Source organism: Pseudomonadota bacterium (assembly GCA_034189865.1).
In the GTDB taxonomy this organism is placed as follows: domain Bacteria; phylum Pseudomonadota; class Gammaproteobacteria; order UBA5335; family UBA5335; genus JAXHTV01.
Map to the genome: position 1 here is coordinate 145,457 of JAXHTV010000004.1, position 16,822 is coordinate 162,278.

Sequence of the window (16,822 nt, forward strand, 5' to 3'; positions counted from 1 at the left end):
GAAAACGTCGCAGCCACCGCCGGATTCGAGTACACGCGTTACGGTATCGCCGGTACCCATATGGACCTCGGACGGGTTGCCGAAGCCCTTTACGACAGCCGGGGCCGAGATGCCATCACACCTTATGAAGCGGACATTGCCTTTGGATTCCGCTGGGCGTGGAATGACCTTCGCAGTACCGAAATTTTGGCGTTTGCCATCCAGGACCTGGACAGCCCTGCGCGCGTCGCCGTATTGGAATCCAGCACGCGATTGGGAGAACGATTCAAACTGGCTGTGGAAGCAACGGTCTTTTCCAATCAACCGGCAAGCGCGTCATTCATCGATCTGAGCAATGATGATTTGCTCGGCGAATTTCGCAACGACGACTATCTCCTATTGGAACTGACCTACTACTTCTGATCGGTCGACTCCGAGCATCCGATTGGTCCAAGACCCGTTTCATCTCCCGTCGCCGTTCGCCGTTCGCCGTTCGCCGCCATGAACGTATCACCGCGATCCCTTGGGCGAGGCGGTTTTTTCCGCTGCTTGTTTCCGGCACACTGACGCTTCACCGATAGCGCAACCGAGATCACCCCCGCTTTTGAAACTACTGGTCGTCAAAATGTCGTCTCTGGGAGACGCGGTCCATTGCCTGGCCGGTATCACAGACGCCTGCCGCACCCTCCCAAACCTTACGGTGGACTGGGTCATCGAAGCACCCTTTGCCGAGATACCGCTGTGGCACTCGGGTATCCGAAAGACCATCCCGATCAACCTCCGTCGGTGGCGAAAATCTCCGTGGGCCGGCCATCATCTTCGAGCGATGCGGGATTTTTGGCGGGAATTACGGCTAGAACAATATGACCAAATCCTCGATGCCCAAGGCTTGATCAAAAGCGCGGCAGTCGCCCGCGCGGCCCGCGGCCCGGTCACCGGGCTGGCCCGCGACTCGGCACGGGAACCCTTGGCCAGCCGCGCCTACCAACGGCAAATCCATGTGCCATGGGATTTGCACGCCGTTTCCCGGATACGTCAGCTATTTGCCGAGGGATTAGGCTATACGCCGCCCACCACCCCACCGGACTACGGCATCACGCTCGCACCATCGCCCCCGGCCACTCGTCAACTGTTGCTATTGCATGGCACCACTTGGCCCACCAAGCATTGGCCCGAGGCGTGTTGGGCGGGGTTGATCGAGCTCGCCCTGCAATCGGGTTTTTCGATCCGCTTGCCTTGGGGAAACGATGACGAGCGAACACGTGCACAAGCCCTGGCAGCCCGAAGCGGGGATGTCACCGTGCTGCCTCGCATGAGCTTGTCCGAGCTTCGCGCCGAGATGCTACGCTCCGCCGCAGTCGTCACCGTCGACAGTGGATTGGGGCATCTAGCCGCGGCGCTGGAGGTGCCCGTGGTGGGACTCTACGGGCCGACCAGTGCACTAAAGACCGGCCTGCTCGGGGGACAGACAACGTTTAATTTGCAATCGGAAGAAACCTGCTCGCCTTGCCTGCGAAGCGAATGCCGCCATCAGCCAGCGGAGAGCAAACGCCCCTGGTCAACGCCCTGCATGACCCGACTCACCCCGCAGCAAGTCTGGGATCGTGTGGCCAATCAACTCAACGACGCCCCGATCGCGAGCGGCGTCGACTGAACTCAAGCCGCGTCGCCACCCTCCGGACGCAGCTCTTTTAAATACTCACCGAAGGCGCGACACACATCGGTGGTCGTCAAGATACCGGCCAAGCGTCCGTGTTTCACCACCAACGCGCAGTCCGTATGGTGGTCCGCCAAGGCCAAAAGCACGTCCTCGGTAGGATAGCTCATGTCCACAACGTAAGGGTGGGATACCATAATGTCCCGAACCGTGAGCTGACCGCCGCCTGGGGCTCCGTGTAATGCCCGACTGACATCTTGTTCATCCACCACGCCCACCAACTCATGATGCGACTTTACGGGGAGATGACGAATGGTGTGCTCCGCCATCATCTTTTCAGCGGACCTGATGGGCGCATCGGCATCGACCGAATAAGGAAATGGCGTCATCAAGGCGCTCAAGGTTGGAATCCGACGCACGCTATTACTCCCTCTCTGATCTATTCGCACGATTGATCAACGTTTTGCCAGCGAAGGGATTTGTTCCTCGCTGAGACCGGGCGCGAGGGCGGTCATCTCGCCTTCTATCTAAACCGATGCCGTGCTGGTCAATCGAGACGTCCCCAACATGACAGGAAGCTCTCGCCGTGGCAAGGTCATCCACGCGATGATCAGCCCCGCAAGTACCGCGATGGTGGCCATAGCAAATATGGCCGAACCACCGCCCCAATGCCACACATAACCGCTCAGAAAACTCCCCAGCGCACCGCCGGCACCGAAGCCCAAGCTACTGTACAAGCCCTGACCACGCCCCTGCAGCGGACCGGGGAAAAAGCGATGCACATAGTGCATGGCAACCACATGACAAATGCCAAAGCTGGCCAGATGAAGGGTTTGAACGAGAAATACCAATAGCAACACATCGGCGAACAGTGCAGTGACGAACCAGCGCACCGCCGTCGCCGCGAGCGCCACCAAGAAGAGATGCCGGGCCGAATAGGACTGAAACAATCTTGGGAATACCAAGAACAGTAAGATTTCGGCTACCACGCCCACCACCCAGAATAGGCCGATCAGACCTCGCCCATAGCCTAAATCTTCCAGATAAAGGGTAAAAAACGTGTAGTAAGGACCGTGACTGAAATGCAGTAAAAACGCCGCCGCCAAAAAGCCGAGTACGGACGGATGGGCGAGTACAGCCCGCAGTGGCTGATGCGGTGCATCGGCGGCCTGCAGCGGGTGATCAGGCGTCAGCAGGGTACTGAACCAAATACCGGCGAAAACCGGCAACAGCAACATCGGTAACCATAGCGGCGAGAATCGGTCAAATGCCCAACCGAAACTGCCGGCCACCAAAATAAAACCGACCGAACCCCAAAGACGTACCAAACTGTAGTAACGGGTGTGCGGCCCGAGATGATTCAGGGTCAGCGCCTCATAGGGCGGCAGCGCAGCATTCCAAAAAAAACTGAAGGCGACCACACCCCCCGCTACCGCCCAGAAACCGTCAGCGAACAACAGGGTGGAAAAACACAGGACCGTCAGAAACCCGGCCCAACGAATCAACGACAGCGGGCCGCCGTTACGGTCCGCCAACCAACCCCAAACATTGGGAGCGACCAACTTGGTGACAGCAAACAACGCCATGAGCTGGCCAATCTGCGTGGCGCTGAACCCCATCGAGTCCAGGTACAACGCAAGAAACGGCAGCAATCCACCCAGCGTTGCGAAGTGAAAGAAGTAAAAAGACGATAATCGGGCGTAGGGGACCTGGGCCGTCATTGGCCCTCGGGCCCAGCCGGGATGAGCGGAGTCATGGGCGGCAGCTCACCGCATTGCCCCCGATGACGCAAAATATGATCCACCAGCACCAATGCCACCATCGCCTCAGCGATAGGAGTCGCTCTGAGGCCGACACAGGGATCATGCCGCCCTTTGGTTCGAATCTCCGCCGCCTCGCCGTGGACATCGACGGTACGACCCGGTAAATGAATGCTGGAGGTCGGCTTCAGGGCAATGCTGGCAGTGACATCCTGACCAGTGGAAATTCCGCCCAGAATGCCCCCGGCATGATTGCTTAAAAAACCCTCGGGGGACATTTCATCGCGAAACTCGGTGCCTTTGGCCGCGACACAGTCAAAACCATCGCCGATCTCGACCCCCTTGACCGCATTGATGCTCATCAGCGCATGCGCCAACTCGGCATCGAGCCGGTCGAATATCGGCTCTCCCAAACCCGCCGGCACGCCGCTGGCTACCACATTCACCCGAGCGCCGATGGAATCGCCTTCTTTACGCAGCGCCTGCATATAGGCTTCCAACTCCGGCACGCGCGCCGGGTCGGCGCAGAAAAACGGATTCCGGTCGGTTTCGTCCCAATCCACCAGATCCAGCGCTATCGGCCCCAACTGCGCGAGATAAGCCCGCACCGTTACCTTGAAACGTTGGGACAAATACTGCTTGGCAATGCCCCCGGCAGCCACACGAATGGCCGTTTCACGGGCGGAGGAACGTCCACCGCCCCGATAGTCGCGAATGCCGTACTTGTGGTGGTAGGTGTAATCGGCATGCCCGGGACGAAACTTGCCCGCGATCTCGGAGTAGTCCTTGGAGCGCTGATCGACATTCTCAATCAATAAGCCAATGGGCGTACCGGTGGTTTTCCCCTCGAACACACCCGAGAGTATCCGCACCTGATCGGGCTCGCGCCGCTGCGTAGTGTAGCGAGACGTCCCGGGGCGACGCCGGTCCAGATCGTGCTGCAACATAGACTCGTCCAAAGCCAGCCCCGGTGGACAGCCATCGACAATCCCACCCAACGCCGGGCCGTGGCTCTCGCCGAATGAGGTCAGCGTAAATAGTTTTCCGAGAGTGTTACCGGACATATTCCGTTTTTCGCTTCAGATTGTTGTGATCCAGCTTCAAATGCTGGTCTCCGACGGCAGATGGCGCACATCATCCGCAGTGAGCAAAAAGACACCATCGCCTCCACGCTCGAAATCCAGCCAAATGAAGGGTAACTCGGGGAATGCGGCGCGCAGTTCCACTTCCGTATTGCCCACCTCAACCACCAGAATGCCATCATCGCTCAGATAATCCGCTGCGCCACTCAGTATCCGACGCACGATATCTAAACCATCGCGACCGGCCGCCAGCGCATGCCGCGGTTCATGGCCGTATTCCAGGGGTAAACCCGCCATCTCGGCGGCGCCCACGTAGGGCGGGTTGCTGATAATCAAATCGTACCGGCGGCCCGCCGGGATCGCCGAAAAAACGTCCGATTCAATGAGCGTCACCCGATCGGTCAGGCCGTGGTCAACAACGTTACGTCGGGCGACCTCAAGCGCGCCAGTATCCACATCCACCGCGTCCACTTCCGCACCGGGAATCGAAAACGCACAAGCGATCCCGATACAACCACTGCCCGTACCGATATCCAGGACCCGCCGTATCCGATCCGCCGGCAGCCACGGCTCAAACCCTTGTTCGATCAGCTCACCCAAGGGGGAACGCGGAATCAAGACGCGCTCATCGACATAGAACGACAAGCCGCAAAACCAAGCCTCCCCCAGAAGATAGGCGGCCGGCCGACGCTCCTCAATCCGTCGAATCATCAACGTCAGGACTTGCTGCCGCTCGTCTTCCGTCAGCCGACATTTCAAATAGTCGGTCGGGCAATCGTGCGGCAAATGCAAGGCATGAAGCGCCAGCGCCGCAGCTTCGTCGAAGGCATTATCACTTCCGTGGCCGAAATGCAGGCCCATTGCTCCGAAACGACTTGCGCCCCAACGGATACAATCTGTTATCGTGTGTAGTTCAGCCGCTACCGCGACAACATCCATCATAACCAGTCGCCTCGAACTAAATCTTTACCGATACGCCAAATGGGTGCATATGATAGCCGGGCCGGAGGAGCCCCACCAAGACCGTGAAAAATATCGCGTCACGTAAACGCCAGTTCGGTTATGCCATCATGCCGGTTGTGGTCGGTCTCGCGCTGCTGACGTTCGGCCAAACTGGATCTTGCGAATATGAACACTCCAGCCGAGCAAATGAAGTAACCACCCCGTTGCCAGCCGGTGGCGAGATATCATCGCACCCTGGCGAGTTGGGTGCGAAATCATACCCGGCGCAGGGGCAATCGACTTCCAATGAGATTTCGAACGGCCCGTCCCAACCCGAGCCAACCACCGACAACGAACATATGAATGCCGCAAACGACCACGACGAAGTCACCACAATCGATCGTCTGCTGACCTGGGCACAATACCCGCTGCCTCAGCACGGTTTGTCGCGATTGGTGCACTGGTTCACTCGATTGGAACTGGGCCCTCTGACGCGACTGATGATCCGTGCGTACGTTTGGCGATACGGCATCGATCTGGATGAAGTCGCAGAGACGGATCTGAAAAACTATCCTCACTTTAACGCGTTTTTCACCCGCGCTCTGCGCCCCGAAGCACGACCCATCGCCGGCGGAGAACAAACCTTGGTCAGCCCCGTGGACGGCACAGTGAGCCAAGCGGGCGCAATAGATGGCAACCAAATCATCCAGGCCAAAGGTCATCACTACAGCGTCGAGGCCCTACTGGGGAGTGATACCGACCTCGCCCGAAGATTTCATGGCGGGCAGTTTGCCACGATATATCTATCGCCACGCGACTATCATCGCATTCACATGCCCATTGCAGGCCAGCTACAGGAAATGATTCACGTGCCCGGGCGACTATTCAGCGTCAACCCGGCCACGACGCGCACCCTGCCCAACTTGTTCGCGCGCAACGAACGGGTCATCTCGATATTTAACGGGGATGATCTCGACATCGCTATGGTATTGGTGGGCGCCACCATGGTGGGAAGCATCGAAACGGCGTGGGCAGGCGAAGTCACGCCACCGACGCGGAACCGAATCCGGCGATGGCACTACGGCGAGAAAGAACCGTCGATCACCCTCGCAAAAGGCGTGGAAATGGGGCGATTCAATATGGGTTCGACCGTGATCCTGCTGTTCAGGCCCGGCCAAGTCAAGCTGGATCTGGCCAAACTGGCGCCGGGCGAACGTGTCGTGATGGGCGAATCGATCGGACGCACAGACCACCGCGCATCGCAACCCCGCTGATCCACCCCGGTCAGAAAGCGTCACAAACTGACGTGCTACGCCAAAATCGGACGCGCTCGGTCCATCGATTTTCGGTACGGCCCGCGTGGTCGCCCGAAAATCCCCAGCGAACAAGTCAGCATTTTCTTACACCTCACGATCGCCGGGCCGAGAACGCGCGCGTTGGCTCGCTAATTGCTTCAGGTCTTACGGGCTCAGCCATGAACCTATCACCACCGGGTCGGGGGGCCCGATGACCGTGTTGGATTGTGGCAAAACGAGTAGAAACGACTAGAAAAATTAGGAGACGTCCGTGAAAAAACTGACCAAGTATTTGGGTTTCGGTATGGCTGCCACTTTCATGTTACCCATAGCGGCCAACGCTGAATTACAGTCCATGAGTTACGAGGACATGGCCGACGTTTACGGCCAAGGCTTCGTACTCTACGTGGGCGATAATGCGCTGTTTGACACATCCGACTACCTTTCCGATCTCAACCTGACCGTGGGACCGGTGAACGTGTCCAATATCTACCGCATGATCGACGAACGGTTCGGGGAACGGTTGGATGGCGCCAAAGGAAACATTGCTGACTCGGTGAATACGAAAGTGTTCGGCATGGTGAACGAAGCCATTCCCGGGCTGATCGACCAAGTCGTTCCAGCCGAACTGCAAAACCTTCTGGACTTTTTTGGCTACGATATCGGCAGCATGATTCCCGAGCTGTCCTTGGCTTACGAGCTGTAACCACACGCCACAGCACAACCCGTGTTCAACATAACCCGATACCCCGTCCGGTTTTTCCGGTCGGGGTATCGCTCATCTTGAAATCAGCCCCCGCATTACTTTAAACGCGACACCCCGCCTAACCCTTCAGTTCGGCGAGCATACGACGCAAAGCACAGCGCCAGTGTACTGGCACGAGATCCAACGCCGCCCAGGTTTCTCGTTTATCTAACACACTGTAAGCCGGACGTGCGGCCGGCGTGGGATACTCCGCGGTAGAAATTGGCGCAATGGCCGTGGCCTGATCCAACAGTCCGAGAGCACGGCCCTCTTCCTCAATCGCCACCGCAAAGTCATACCAACTGGCCACACCCGCATCGGTCCAATGGAATACCCGACCGGCGGTTTCGGAACGCCGGACGGCAGCCCACACCGCCTGCGCCAAGCCACGCGCCCATGTCGGCGTGCCCACCTGATCGGCGACCACCCGCAACTCATCACGCTCCCCCATCAACCGCAACATGGTGTGGACAAAATTTTCCCCGCCAGCGGCGTACAACCAAGCCGTTCGAAATACGGTCACTTGGTTGCCGGCGATCTCGCGCGCGGCGCGCTCACCATCGGCTTTGGACTGCCCGTAAACACCCAGCGGCGACAGCGGCGCATCCGGCGGGTATGGCGTTGACTGGCGTCCGTCGAAAACGTAGTCGGTGGAAATATGAATCAACCGAAGACCGCTCATAGCCACAACGCGCGCCAAGTTCGCGACGGCGTCCACATTGATTGCCCGCGCACGGGTGGGCTCCTGCTCGGCGCGATCGACGGCCGTATACGCCGCTGCGTTGACAATGACATCCGGCTGATTCTGCTCAATGAAACGGGCAGTGGCGCCGGCATCGGAAATATCCAGCTGATGCGAGCCGGGCACGAAATACACGACATCGTTCGGCGCCGTGAACTGTAATTCGCGCCCCAGCTGGCCACGACCCCCGGTGATCATTACACGCATAAGCGGCTCCTGCCCTGGCCTGCTCAGCCCCCCGACGATAGGGCGCTCGTCACTGGAATTCCGCTTCCGAAAAGGCAACACCAGCGGCGTCTTTGGGTGACAATAAAGGCGCCTGGCCCGGCGCTAAGGGCCAATCAATTGCCAACTCGGGATCATCCCAACGAATCGTTCGCTCGTATTGCGGGGCGTAATAGTCGGTACACTTGTAGAGAAATTCGGCGTAGTCACTGAGCACCAAAAAGCCATGCGCGAAACCCGGTGGAACCCACATCATTCGGCGGTTCTCAGCGGTAATGGTGGCACCTACCCACCGGCCGAATGTCGGTGAATCGCGACGCACATCCACCGCCACGTCAAACACTTCTCCACGAATAACCCGGACCAACTTACCCTGCGACTGCTTGATCTGATAGTGAAGGCCTCGCAAGGTCCCGCGTCGAGAACCGCTGTGGTTGTCCTGGACAAAACGGGCCTTGATCCCCGCCTCGCCGAAACCGCGTTCATTCCAGGCCTCAAAGAAAAATCCCCGATCGTCTTCGAAGACCTTCGGTTCGATTTGCACCACATCGGGAATAGTCAATCGGATCAGTTGCATGGCCGTTGCTCCGGATCGAGCAAGCGAAGCAAATAATCGCCATAACCACTTTTCCGAAGAGTCGCCGCAAGCGATGAGAGCTGATCATCATCAATCCAACCCTTGCGCCAGGCGATTTCCTCAGGACAGGCAATTTTCAGCCCCTGGCGCTCCTCAACCACCCGGATGAACTGCGCCGCATCCAACAGCGCATCATGGGTTCCGGTATCGAGCCAGGCCGTACCCCGGCCGAGCAGTTCCACCCGAAGATCGCCCCGATCAAGGTAAGCGGTATTGACGTCGGTGATCTCCAACTCGCCGCGCAAAGAGGGTTTCAAACGCCGCGCGATATCGACCACATCGTTGTCGTAAAAGTAAAGACCTGTCACGGCGTAATGGGAGCGTGGCCTGGCAGGTTTTTCCTGGATATCCACCGCCCGTCCGCTGGCGTCGAATCCCACCACGCCGTAACGCTGAGGGTCGCGTACGTAATAGCCGAAAACCGTTCCACCCTGAGTTGTCGCATTGGCGCGTTGCAACACCTCGGCCAAACCATGGCCGTAGAAGAGATTGTCGCCCAGGATCAGACAAACCGGCGATTGCCCGATAAAATCCGCACCGATGGTAAAGGCTTGAGCCAGCCCCTCCGGCGTGGGCTGCACGGCGTAGGTCAAATTGAGCCCCCAATGGCTGCCGTCGCCGAGCAATTGCTGAAATGCGGCCTGATCGCGCGGGGTCGTAATGATCAATATCTCACGAATCCCGGCTAACATCAGCGTGCAGATCGGATAGTAGATCATGGGTTTGTCGTAGACGGGCATCAACTGTTTGCTCACAGTCAACGTCAGGGGGTGCAAACGCGTACCCGAGCCGCCAGCAAGCACGATTCCCTTCCGGGCAGCGGCATCGATGAGAGAATGGTTCGCCATGATTTTCTGGTTCTACATCCTGGGGAAAGGCCCCCTATTCTAAACGACCCACCCCGGAAATACAGACGCACACCTAAACGCTTGCCAACGCGCCAGGCGTGCCCATCGATGGGCACGCAGTGGACAGCCCGCGCCATCGGTCACAAAAATGTAATATGATTTGCCGCGTAAGGAATGATGCGGCGGATCGGTCGCACACGGATGGATCGTCACACGGATACCGACCACGGCGGGCGCCACTATGGAACTCGGAATCAAACGCTTGGGCCATGACCTTCGCTTCCGGCGAGACCGCTACCGACAGTTCCTCGGCATCGCCTATATCGCGTTGCTGACATTTGTCGGCTGGCCCACCAATTATCGTCTCTTCCTCCTCGGTACGGCCTTGGTGATTGGCGGCGAGCTGTTCCGCCTTTGGGCCTCGGGCTTTATCAAGAAGGACAAAGAACTGGCCAGCGGTGGCCCTTATGCCATGGTCCGCCACCCTCTTTATGTCGGCAATATCACATTACTGACCGGCTTCTGCTTGGCATCGGGTCTGTGGTGGGCCTTGCCCGGTATGATCGCTTATTTAATGCTGTTCTACCCGCCAGCGATCCGCCGTGAAGATGCCAAGCTCCGCCGGCTGTTCGGTTCACAATGGGACAGTTGGGCCCGCAACACACGCGCATTGATTCCCCGTGCCGCGCCGTTGGAATCGTTGCGAAACGGGCGCTGGTCTTTGGTGCAAAGCCTCAAAGAAAACGGTGAGCCGGTCTATGCCGCGCTGATGCTGGCAGCACTCTATTGGCTGTACGGCAGCCCCAGCTTGGCCGGATTCAGTCCATTCTAAAACCGATGTCCAGCGACCACATCGACCCCAATCAGCTCCGCGGCTGGCTGGCTTCCGGCCGACGGGGCCAGGCACACGTATTGGGTCAGGGATATCAAGCCAAGGCCTTTGTCTACGAGCTCCAAGACGACACAAAGCTGGTGATTAAAACCGCCAAAGGCTGGGGCCTGAAACGCTGGCTCCGACGATGGATGCTGCAACGCGAATATGCGGCTTATAGACGCCTGAACGGATTGAACGGGATCCCTCATTGCTTTGGCTTGATCGATGGCCGATATTTGGTGCTCGAGTACATTGAAGGGTCGACCTTCCGCGAGCGGCAAGACGCTTTACGCCGAGACAGCGTGTATTTCGATCGGCTGCGCCAGGACATCGCCGCAATGCACCATCGCGGCGTCGCCCACACAGACCTGAAATGCAAAGACAACCTCATGGTTAGAACCAGCGGACAACCGTGCATGATCGACTTCGGTGTGGCTGTCGTGCGTAAACCCGGCTTTGCACCGATCAATCATTTCTTCTACCGCATCGCCAAGCGGTTTGACCAGAACGCTTGGCTCAAGCTCAAATACGGTCACTACCGACACATTCCCCATGGGGAAGCGGCGCAGCTATATCGCACACCCATCGAACGCGGTGCCCATTGGCTCAAAGCGCGCTATCGTGAATACTTCAAGCATCGCACCAAGTCACCGGGAGCCTGGTGAACCATTACCAAAAGCGCTACTGTTGTCCCTCCTCATTGATTCAACGGAACCAGTTTGCATGGGTTATCGGCTATTTATCGTATTGATCATCGTGCTGTTTTTGCTGCCGTCCAACGCCTGGGCGGCTACACGTTACGTAAGCGACCAGCTGGAAATCACGTTGCGCAGCGGCGCCAGCAACCAGCACCGAATACTCAAAATGCTCGACAGCGGCATGGCGCTGCAGGTTTTGGAACAAAACGACACGGGCTGGAGCAAAGTCCGGACCCCGCGGGGCGATGAGGGTTGGGTTCTCAGCCGCTATTTGATGAATGGTCCCTCCGCCCGAAGTCGGCTGGAAAGGGCCGAGCGTGAGGTGCAACAACTCCAAACCACCAACGAAACGCTTACCACCGAGCTGAACGCGCTCAAACAAGAACTCTCATCGACGCGGGAGCATCTCAAACAAACCACGGGCCGTAGCGAAGAGCTGGCCGAAAAACTGGACACCGCATCCGAGGGGTTGAAAATGGCGCAGACCAATCAGACCCTGCGCCAAGACATCGCCCGGCTTCGGATGAACATCCAAACCCTTGAGCAACAAACCGAGCGCTTAGCGGACCGGAGCCGCCGAGATTGGTTTCTCGCCGGTGCGGCGGTGTTGATTGCCGGGCTGTTTCTGGGGCTGGTGTTACCGCGATTGAACTTCCGCCGGAAAAAGCGTTGGGATACGTGGTAAAGCCGCCGAAGCCCGACGCTGCAACTCAGGCTTTCCGGTAGAGTTCTCCGCCGCTGCGTCTAAACTCGTCGGCTTTCTCCGCCATGCCTTGCTCCACCGCCTGTTCGACGTTGTCGATACCCTGCCGGGCGGCGTACTCCCGGACGTCTTGCGTGATTTTCATAGAACAGAAATTGGGGCCACACATGGAGCAAAAGTGGGCCACCTTGTGGGCATCTTTGGGCAAGGTTTCATCGTGGAACTCGCGCGCCTTCTCCGGATCCAGGCCCAGATTGAACTGATCCTGCCAGCGAAACTCGAAACGCGCTTTGGACAAAGCGTTGTCCCGCAGTTGTGCCGACGGATGTCCCTTGGCCAAATCGGCGGCATGAGCGGCGATCTTGTAGGTAATAATGCCTTCCCGAACGTCATTCTTATCCGGCAAGCCCAAGTGTTCTTTGGGGGTCACATAGCACAACATGGCGGTGCCGTACCAACCGATCATGGCGGCACCGATGGCCGATGTGATGTGGTCGTAGCCCGGCGCGATATCCGTTGTCAGCGGGCCAAGCGTATAAAATGGTGCCTCATGGCATTCGGCCAGCTCTTTTTCCATATTTTCTTTGATTCGCTGCATGGGCACGTGCCCAGGCCCCTCGATCATGACCTGACAGTCGTGCCCCCACGCCACTTGGGTCAACTCCCCGAGCGTACGCAACTCTGCGAATTGGGCTTCGTCGTTGGCATCCGCAATGGATCCCGGCCGCAAGCCATCACCCAGTGAGAAGGCTACGTCATAGGCCCGCATGATCTCGCAGATCTCTTCGAAACGGGTGTAGAGGAAATTCTCCTGGTGGTGCGCCAAACACCATTTAGCGAGAATCGAGCCACCACGGGAGACGATACCCGTCACCCGGTTTGCCGTCATCGGAATGAACGGCAGCCGCACACCGGCGTGAATCGTGAAATAGTCAACGCCTTGCTCGGCTTGTTCGATCAACGTGTCGCGGAAGATTTCCCAGGTCAGCTCTTCGGCTTTACCGTCGACCTTCTCCAGCGCCTGGTAGATCGGCACGGTACCAACGGGAACCGGCGAATTGCGAATAATCCATTCACGCGTCTCGTGAATATGTTTGCCGGTGGACAGATCCATGATGGTGTCGGCACCCCAGCGGGTGGCCCAAACCATTTTCTCGACTTCTTCGCCGATGCTGGATGTGACGGCGGAATTTCCGATATTGGCGTTGATTTTCACCAGGAAATTCCGGCCGATGGCCATCGGCTCCAGTTCGGGATGATTGATATTACATGGAATAATCGCCCGACCACGGGCCAGTTCATCGCGGACGAACTCCGGCGTTATCCGCTCCGGCAGTTGCGCCCCGAAGGACTGCCCCCGGTGACGCCGCTCAAGCAAGCTGTCGCGAACCTCCTCCAGGCGCTGATTTTCCCGGAGTGCGACAAACTCCATCTCCGGCGTAATCACGCCGCGGCGGGCGTAGGACATCTGGGTAACCGCGGCGGCGGCGCGTGCACGCCGCGGCTTGCGGATATGCTCGAAGCGCAGGGCCGCCAACGCCGGATCGTCCGCCCGGGCCCGCCCATATCTCGACGACAGCCCATCGAGCTCTACGGTATCGTCGCGCCGTTCGATCCACGCCTGCCGCAGCGGCGGCAATCCGCGCCGCAAATCGATTTCAGCATCCGGATCGGTATAGGGCCCGGAGGTATCGTAGAGGGCAAGCGCGGGATTCGATTCGGCACCGAAGCTGGCCGACGTATTGGCCTGGGACACCATGCGCATCGGAACCCGAACGCCCGCCTGGTTGCCCGCCACGTAAATCTTTTTCGAATTGGGAAACGGCTGGGTCACGGTCTCGCTGAGCTCGGCCGTTTTACGGGCCAGATCATCCGGAATTGCGTTCATGGGGTTGCCTCGGGAATTCGGGTAGGACGCCAGGTCGTCATTAAACCGCGTCAATGACAGCTTAGCGGTGTGATCGACCGGACCAGGACCGCAGCATGCTGCCTAAAAATCATCGGAGTCGGTGTAGGGGTCCAAATTAATCCATCCCCTAACGCAATGCAACGCAACCCGCTATGTGCCCGCGAGCGTCGAGCGATTGCCCCTAATCCGGGATGGCGCCATTCCAACGGAGGACTGCCCAATCTTCTAAAGCCAAAACACACACTTGGCACCGAGGCGATTGGGAAACGGACATGGTAGACTGTGCAGCGCCCGAATTTTGGTCAGGTTCCGCAAGGTGAATACGATGTCAATGACACCCACGGCTCTCGCCCGATTCAATATGATTGAGCAGCAAATACGTACCTGGGACGTGCTGGACGAGCGCGTGCTCACCGTGATGTCCGACATCCCGCGCGAAGCCTTCACACCTGAGCCCTATCGAGGCGTCGCCTACGCCGACAGCCAAATCCCCATCGGCCACGGCCATGTTATGGAGGAACCGAAGCTTGTGGGCCGAATCCTGCAAGAAGTCGACGTTCATCGGCATGACCGAGTTCTGGACGTGGGAACCGGGACGGGCTATCTGGCTGCGTGCTTGTCCCGCCTGGGACGGGAAATCGACACCGTGGATATCCACGCCGACTTCAGCAACCGGGCTAAAGCCGCGCTGCAAGAGATGGACATCACCAACGTCCGTTTCAGCGTCGCCGACGCCGGACATGGACTACCGGAAACCGAACAGCGTTACGACGTCATTATTGTCACCGGCTCGCTGCCTCAACTCCACCAGGGCTTTCACCGCAGCCTCACCATCGGCGGACGACTTTTCCTCACCCACGGGACCAGCCCGGTGATGGAAGCGCTGTTGGTCACGCGTGTGGGTGTCGGACAATGGCGAACGGAAAGTTTGTTTGAAACCTACCTGCCGCCTCTTGAGAATACTGAGACACCTCCGGAATTCAGCTTTTAACCATTCGGAATCCAGGGCGATGAAAGAAACCACGGTACAGGCGCTGAAGGCGCGGATCGACTCAGGGGATACGGATTTTGTTCTGTTGGATGTGCGCGAGGCCTGGGAGTGCCAAATCGCGGCGCTGCCCAACGCCACACACATCCCCATGGGACAGATCCCCTCGCGCATCAATGAGTTACCCAAAGATCGGGAAATCGTCGTCTACTGTCACCACGGGGGACGCAGCGCCCAGGTCACTCACCATCTCATAAGAAACGGATTTGACCGCGCCATGAATCTGGCGGGCGGTATCGATGCCTGGTCACGGGAAATCGACAACCAAATCGCCCGCTACTGAGTGCGGCGCATAAGGGAACGACGCGGCGGCGCTCAGATTTTCGTCGACTGGGCGTCTTCGCTTTTGGTTGGAACTCGACCCGCCGTGGCGACCGCCAACGAACTTGACTCTGTCACCACCGATCTCAAATAGGGCTGTAACCAGCCGTACATGCGCTCCAGCGCGCCCTGATTGCGTTGCACCATGCCTTGCGCAGCCGACCCCACGCTCTCGCGCCGCGCCTTGTTTCGGGTCACCTCCGCCACTTCGGCCGCCAACGATTCCGAACCCTCGACAGTGATCACGCCACCGGCTTCTCGCAACGACCGATAGATTTCGGAGAAATTAAAAGTATGGGGCCCGGTTACCGTCGGCACCCCCAGCGCGGCCGGTTCCAAGAGATTGTGCCCCCCAATAGGTACCAGACTGCCACCCACAAACGCGACGTCCGCCGCGGCATAAAAACGCATCAGTTCACCCATGGTGTCGCCCAAATAGACGGCGGTTTTGTAATCGGGGACTTGGCCTTGTTTGCGACGGGCCATGCTAAATCCCCGCTGCCGTATCAATGCCGCCACGGCGTCGAATCGCTGGGGATGCCGCGGCACCAAAATCAGCAGCGCGTCCGGGATGCGGCGACGGACCTCGGAGAACGCATCCAGAACCAACTCGTCTTCCCCTTCGTGGGTGCTCGCGGCGACCCAAACGGGGCGCTGGGGACCCCAACTCCGCCGAAGGGCTTCGCCCTGCTCGCGCGCATCGGTGCCGACTGGAATGTCGAATTTGAGATTGCCCGTCACAGCGATTCGGTCTGCGGGTAACCCGAGTTCGCGCAGCCGCTCGGCGTCCTGTTCAGTTTGCGCACCGGCAAAGTTGATGTAGTTCAGCACCCGGCCCACCGTGCGGCGCCACTGGCGGTAGCCTTTTAGGGAACGGGGCGAGATGCGGGCATTGGCGATCACCAGCGGGACACCGCGTTTGGCGCATGTGTAGAAAAGGTTGTACCAAAGCTCGGTTTCCATAATCACCGCCAACTCCGGCTGAAAATGCCGCAGGAACCGGCGAACCGCGCCGGGAAAATCCAGCGGCAGATAGGCATGCCGGACCCGGTCGCCGAATACCGCGCGGGCCCGTTCATAGCCCGTCGTGGTCACCGTGGTGAGGATGATCCGACAATCGGGGCAGTCCTCGAGCAAGCGGCGGACCAACGGCGTGGCGGCGCTAACCTCCCCCACCGAGACGGCATGGACCCAGATACACGGTTGGATTTGTGGGCTGCCGAACCCGAAGCCGAACCTTTGATACCACCGATCCCGATAGTCCGGCGCGCGAATAATCCGCAAGGCCACAAATAGCAGGATGAAGGGTGAAAGAATGTAAAGCAGTGCAGTGTAAGTAGACCGGCGCATCGGTGGA

General features: G+C 58.6%; 18 protein-coding genes. 9 read left to right on the top strand and 9 right to left on the bottom strand.

Annotated features, from left to right (window positions below; all coding sequences use genetic code 11):
- The first annotated feature begins 60 nt into the window (after positions 1–60).
- Entirely contained in the window at positions 61–402 is a 342-nt protein-coding gene (locus SVU69_03580; protein MDY6942074.1) for a hypothetical protein, read from the top strand.
- A 181-nt stretch (positions 403–583) separates the two neighbouring features.
- The gene (waaC, locus tag SVU69_03585) at positions 584–1,633 is read left to right on the top strand and encodes a lipopolysaccharide heptosyltransferase I (protein MDY6942075.1); all 1,050 of its coding nucleotides are present in this window, start codon (positions 584–586) and stop codon (positions 1,631–1,633) included.
- Between the two features lie 2 nt (positions 1,634–1,635).
- Here waaC and SVU69_03590 read toward each other — a convergent pair whose 3' ends face one another.
- The 4 genes from SVU69_03590 to prmB form a co-directional block, all read right to left on the bottom strand.
- Entirely contained in the window at positions 1,636–2,055 is a 420-nt protein-coding gene (locus SVU69_03590) for a CBS domain-containing protein (protein ID MDY6942076.1), read from the bottom strand.
- Between the two features lie 108 nt (positions 2,056–2,163).
- Positions 2,164–3,357, bottom strand: a complete 1,194-nt coding sequence (locus SVU69_03595; GenBank protein MDY6942077.1) for an MFS transporter — start codon at positions 3,355–3,357, stop codon at positions 2,164–2,166.
- Complete coding sequence (gene aroC / locus SVU69_03600; protein MDY6942078.1) at positions 3,354–4,460, bottom strand: chorismate synthase; 1,107 nt, start codon at positions 4,458–4,460, stop codon at positions 3,354–3,356. The genes SVU69_03595 and aroC overlap by 4 nt, the downstream gene beginning before the upstream one ends.
- Positions 4,461–4,496: 36 nt before the next feature.
- A complete protein-coding gene (gene prmB, locus SVU69_03605; GenBank protein ID MDY6942079.1) occupies positions 4,497–5,420 on the bottom strand; it encodes a 50S ribosomal protein L3 N(5)-glutamine methyltransferase in 924 nt (307 codons plus the stop codon).
- 359 nt (positions 5,421–5,779) lie between these two features.
- Here prmB and asd point away from each other — a divergent pair, with 359 nt between their 5' ends.
- Together asd and SVU69_03615 are read left to right on the top strand one after the other, a co-directional pair.
- A complete protein-coding gene (gene asd / locus SVU69_03610; GenBank protein ID MDY6942080.1) occupies positions 5,780–6,694 on the top strand; it encodes an archaetidylserine decarboxylase in 915 nt (304 codons plus the stop codon).
- 292 nt (positions 6,695–6,986) lie between these two features.
- Entirely contained in the window at positions 6,987–7,421 is a 435-nt protein-coding gene (locus SVU69_03615) for a hypothetical protein (GenBank protein ID MDY6942081.1), read from the top strand.
- 118 nt (positions 7,422–7,539) lie between these two features.
- Here SVU69_03615 and rfbD read toward each other — a convergent pair whose 3' ends face one another.
- From rfbD to rfbA, 3 genes are read right to left on the bottom strand one after another with little or no spacing between them, the layout of a single operon-like run.
- Entirely contained in the window at positions 7,540–8,409 is an 870-nt protein-coding gene (gene rfbD, locus SVU69_03620) for a dTDP-4-dehydrorhamnose reductase (protein MDY6942082.1), read from the bottom strand.
- 49 nt (positions 8,410–8,458) lie between these two features.
- Positions 8,459–9,004, bottom strand: coding sequence for a dTDP-4-dehydrorhamnose 3,5-epimerase (gene rfbC, locus SVU69_03625; protein ID MDY6942083.1), 546 nt, complete (start codon positions 9,002–9,004; stop codon positions 8,459–8,461).
- Positions 8,995–9,912: a glucose-1-phosphate thymidylyltransferase RfbA gene (gene rfbA / locus SVU69_03630; GenBank protein ID MDY6942084.1), complete on the bottom strand. Its 918-nt coding sequence runs from the start codon at positions 9,910–9,912 to the stop codon at positions 8,995–8,997. Before rfbA ends, rfbC begins: the two co-directional genes overlap by 10 nt.
- A 241-nt stretch (positions 9,913–10,153) precedes the next feature.
- On the opposite strand from rfbA, the gene SVU69_03635 reads away from it, so the two are divergent.
- The 3 genes from SVU69_03635 to SVU69_03645 are packed head-to-tail and all read left to right on the top strand — an operon-like array spanning position 10,154 to position 12,169.
- Positions 10,154–10,744, top strand: a complete 591-nt coding sequence (locus tag SVU69_03635) for an isoprenylcysteine carboxylmethyltransferase family protein (protein ID MDY6942085.1) — start codon at positions 10,154–10,156, stop codon at positions 10,742–10,744.
- 5 nt (positions 10,745–10,749) lie between these two features.
- On the top strand, positions 10,750–11,451 hold the full coding sequence (locus SVU69_03640) for a hypothetical protein (GenBank protein MDY6942086.1): 702 nt from the start codon (positions 10,750–10,752) through the stop codon (positions 11,449–11,451).
- 58 nt (positions 11,452–11,509) lie between these two features.
- Positions 11,510–12,169, top strand: coding sequence for a TIGR04211 family SH3 domain-containing protein (locus tag SVU69_03645; GenBank protein ID MDY6942087.1), 660 nt, complete (start codon positions 11,510–11,512; stop codon positions 12,167–12,169).
- Between the two features lie 25 nt (positions 12,170–12,194).
- Here the strand turns inward: SVU69_03645 and thiC are convergent, their stop codons facing one another.
- Positions 12,195–14,075 carry a phosphomethylpyrimidine synthase ThiC gene (gene thiC, locus SVU69_03650; GenBank protein ID MDY6942088.1) on the bottom strand — a complete coding sequence of 627 codons (1,881 nt, stop codon included), beginning with the start codon at positions 14,073–14,075 and terminating at the stop codon, positions 12,195–12,197.
- A 346-nt stretch (positions 14,076–14,421) separates the two neighbouring features.
- On the opposite strand from thiC, the gene SVU69_03655 reads away from it, so the two are divergent.
- Together SVU69_03655 and SVU69_03660 are read left to right on the top strand one after the other, a co-directional pair.
- Complete coding sequence (locus tag SVU69_03655) at positions 14,422–15,087, top strand: protein-L-isoaspartate O-methyltransferase (protein ID MDY6942089.1); 666 nt, start codon at positions 14,422–14,424, stop codon at positions 15,085–15,087.
- A 19-nt stretch (positions 15,088–15,106) separates the two neighbouring features.
- Positions 15,107–15,427: a rhodanese-like domain-containing protein gene (locus SVU69_03660; protein MDY6942090.1), complete on the top strand. Its 321-nt coding sequence runs from the start codon at positions 15,107–15,109 to the stop codon at positions 15,425–15,427.
- Positions 15,428–15,459: 32 nt separating this feature from the next.
- On the opposite strand, the gene waaA is transcribed toward SVU69_03660, so the two are convergent.
- Positions 15,460–16,815: a lipid IV(A) 3-deoxy-D-manno-octulosonic acid transferase gene (gene waaA / locus SVU69_03665; GenBank protein ID MDY6942091.1), complete on the bottom strand. Its 1,356-nt coding sequence runs from the start codon at positions 16,813–16,815 to the stop codon at positions 15,460–15,462.
- Positions 16,816–16,822: the final 7 nt, after the last annotated feature.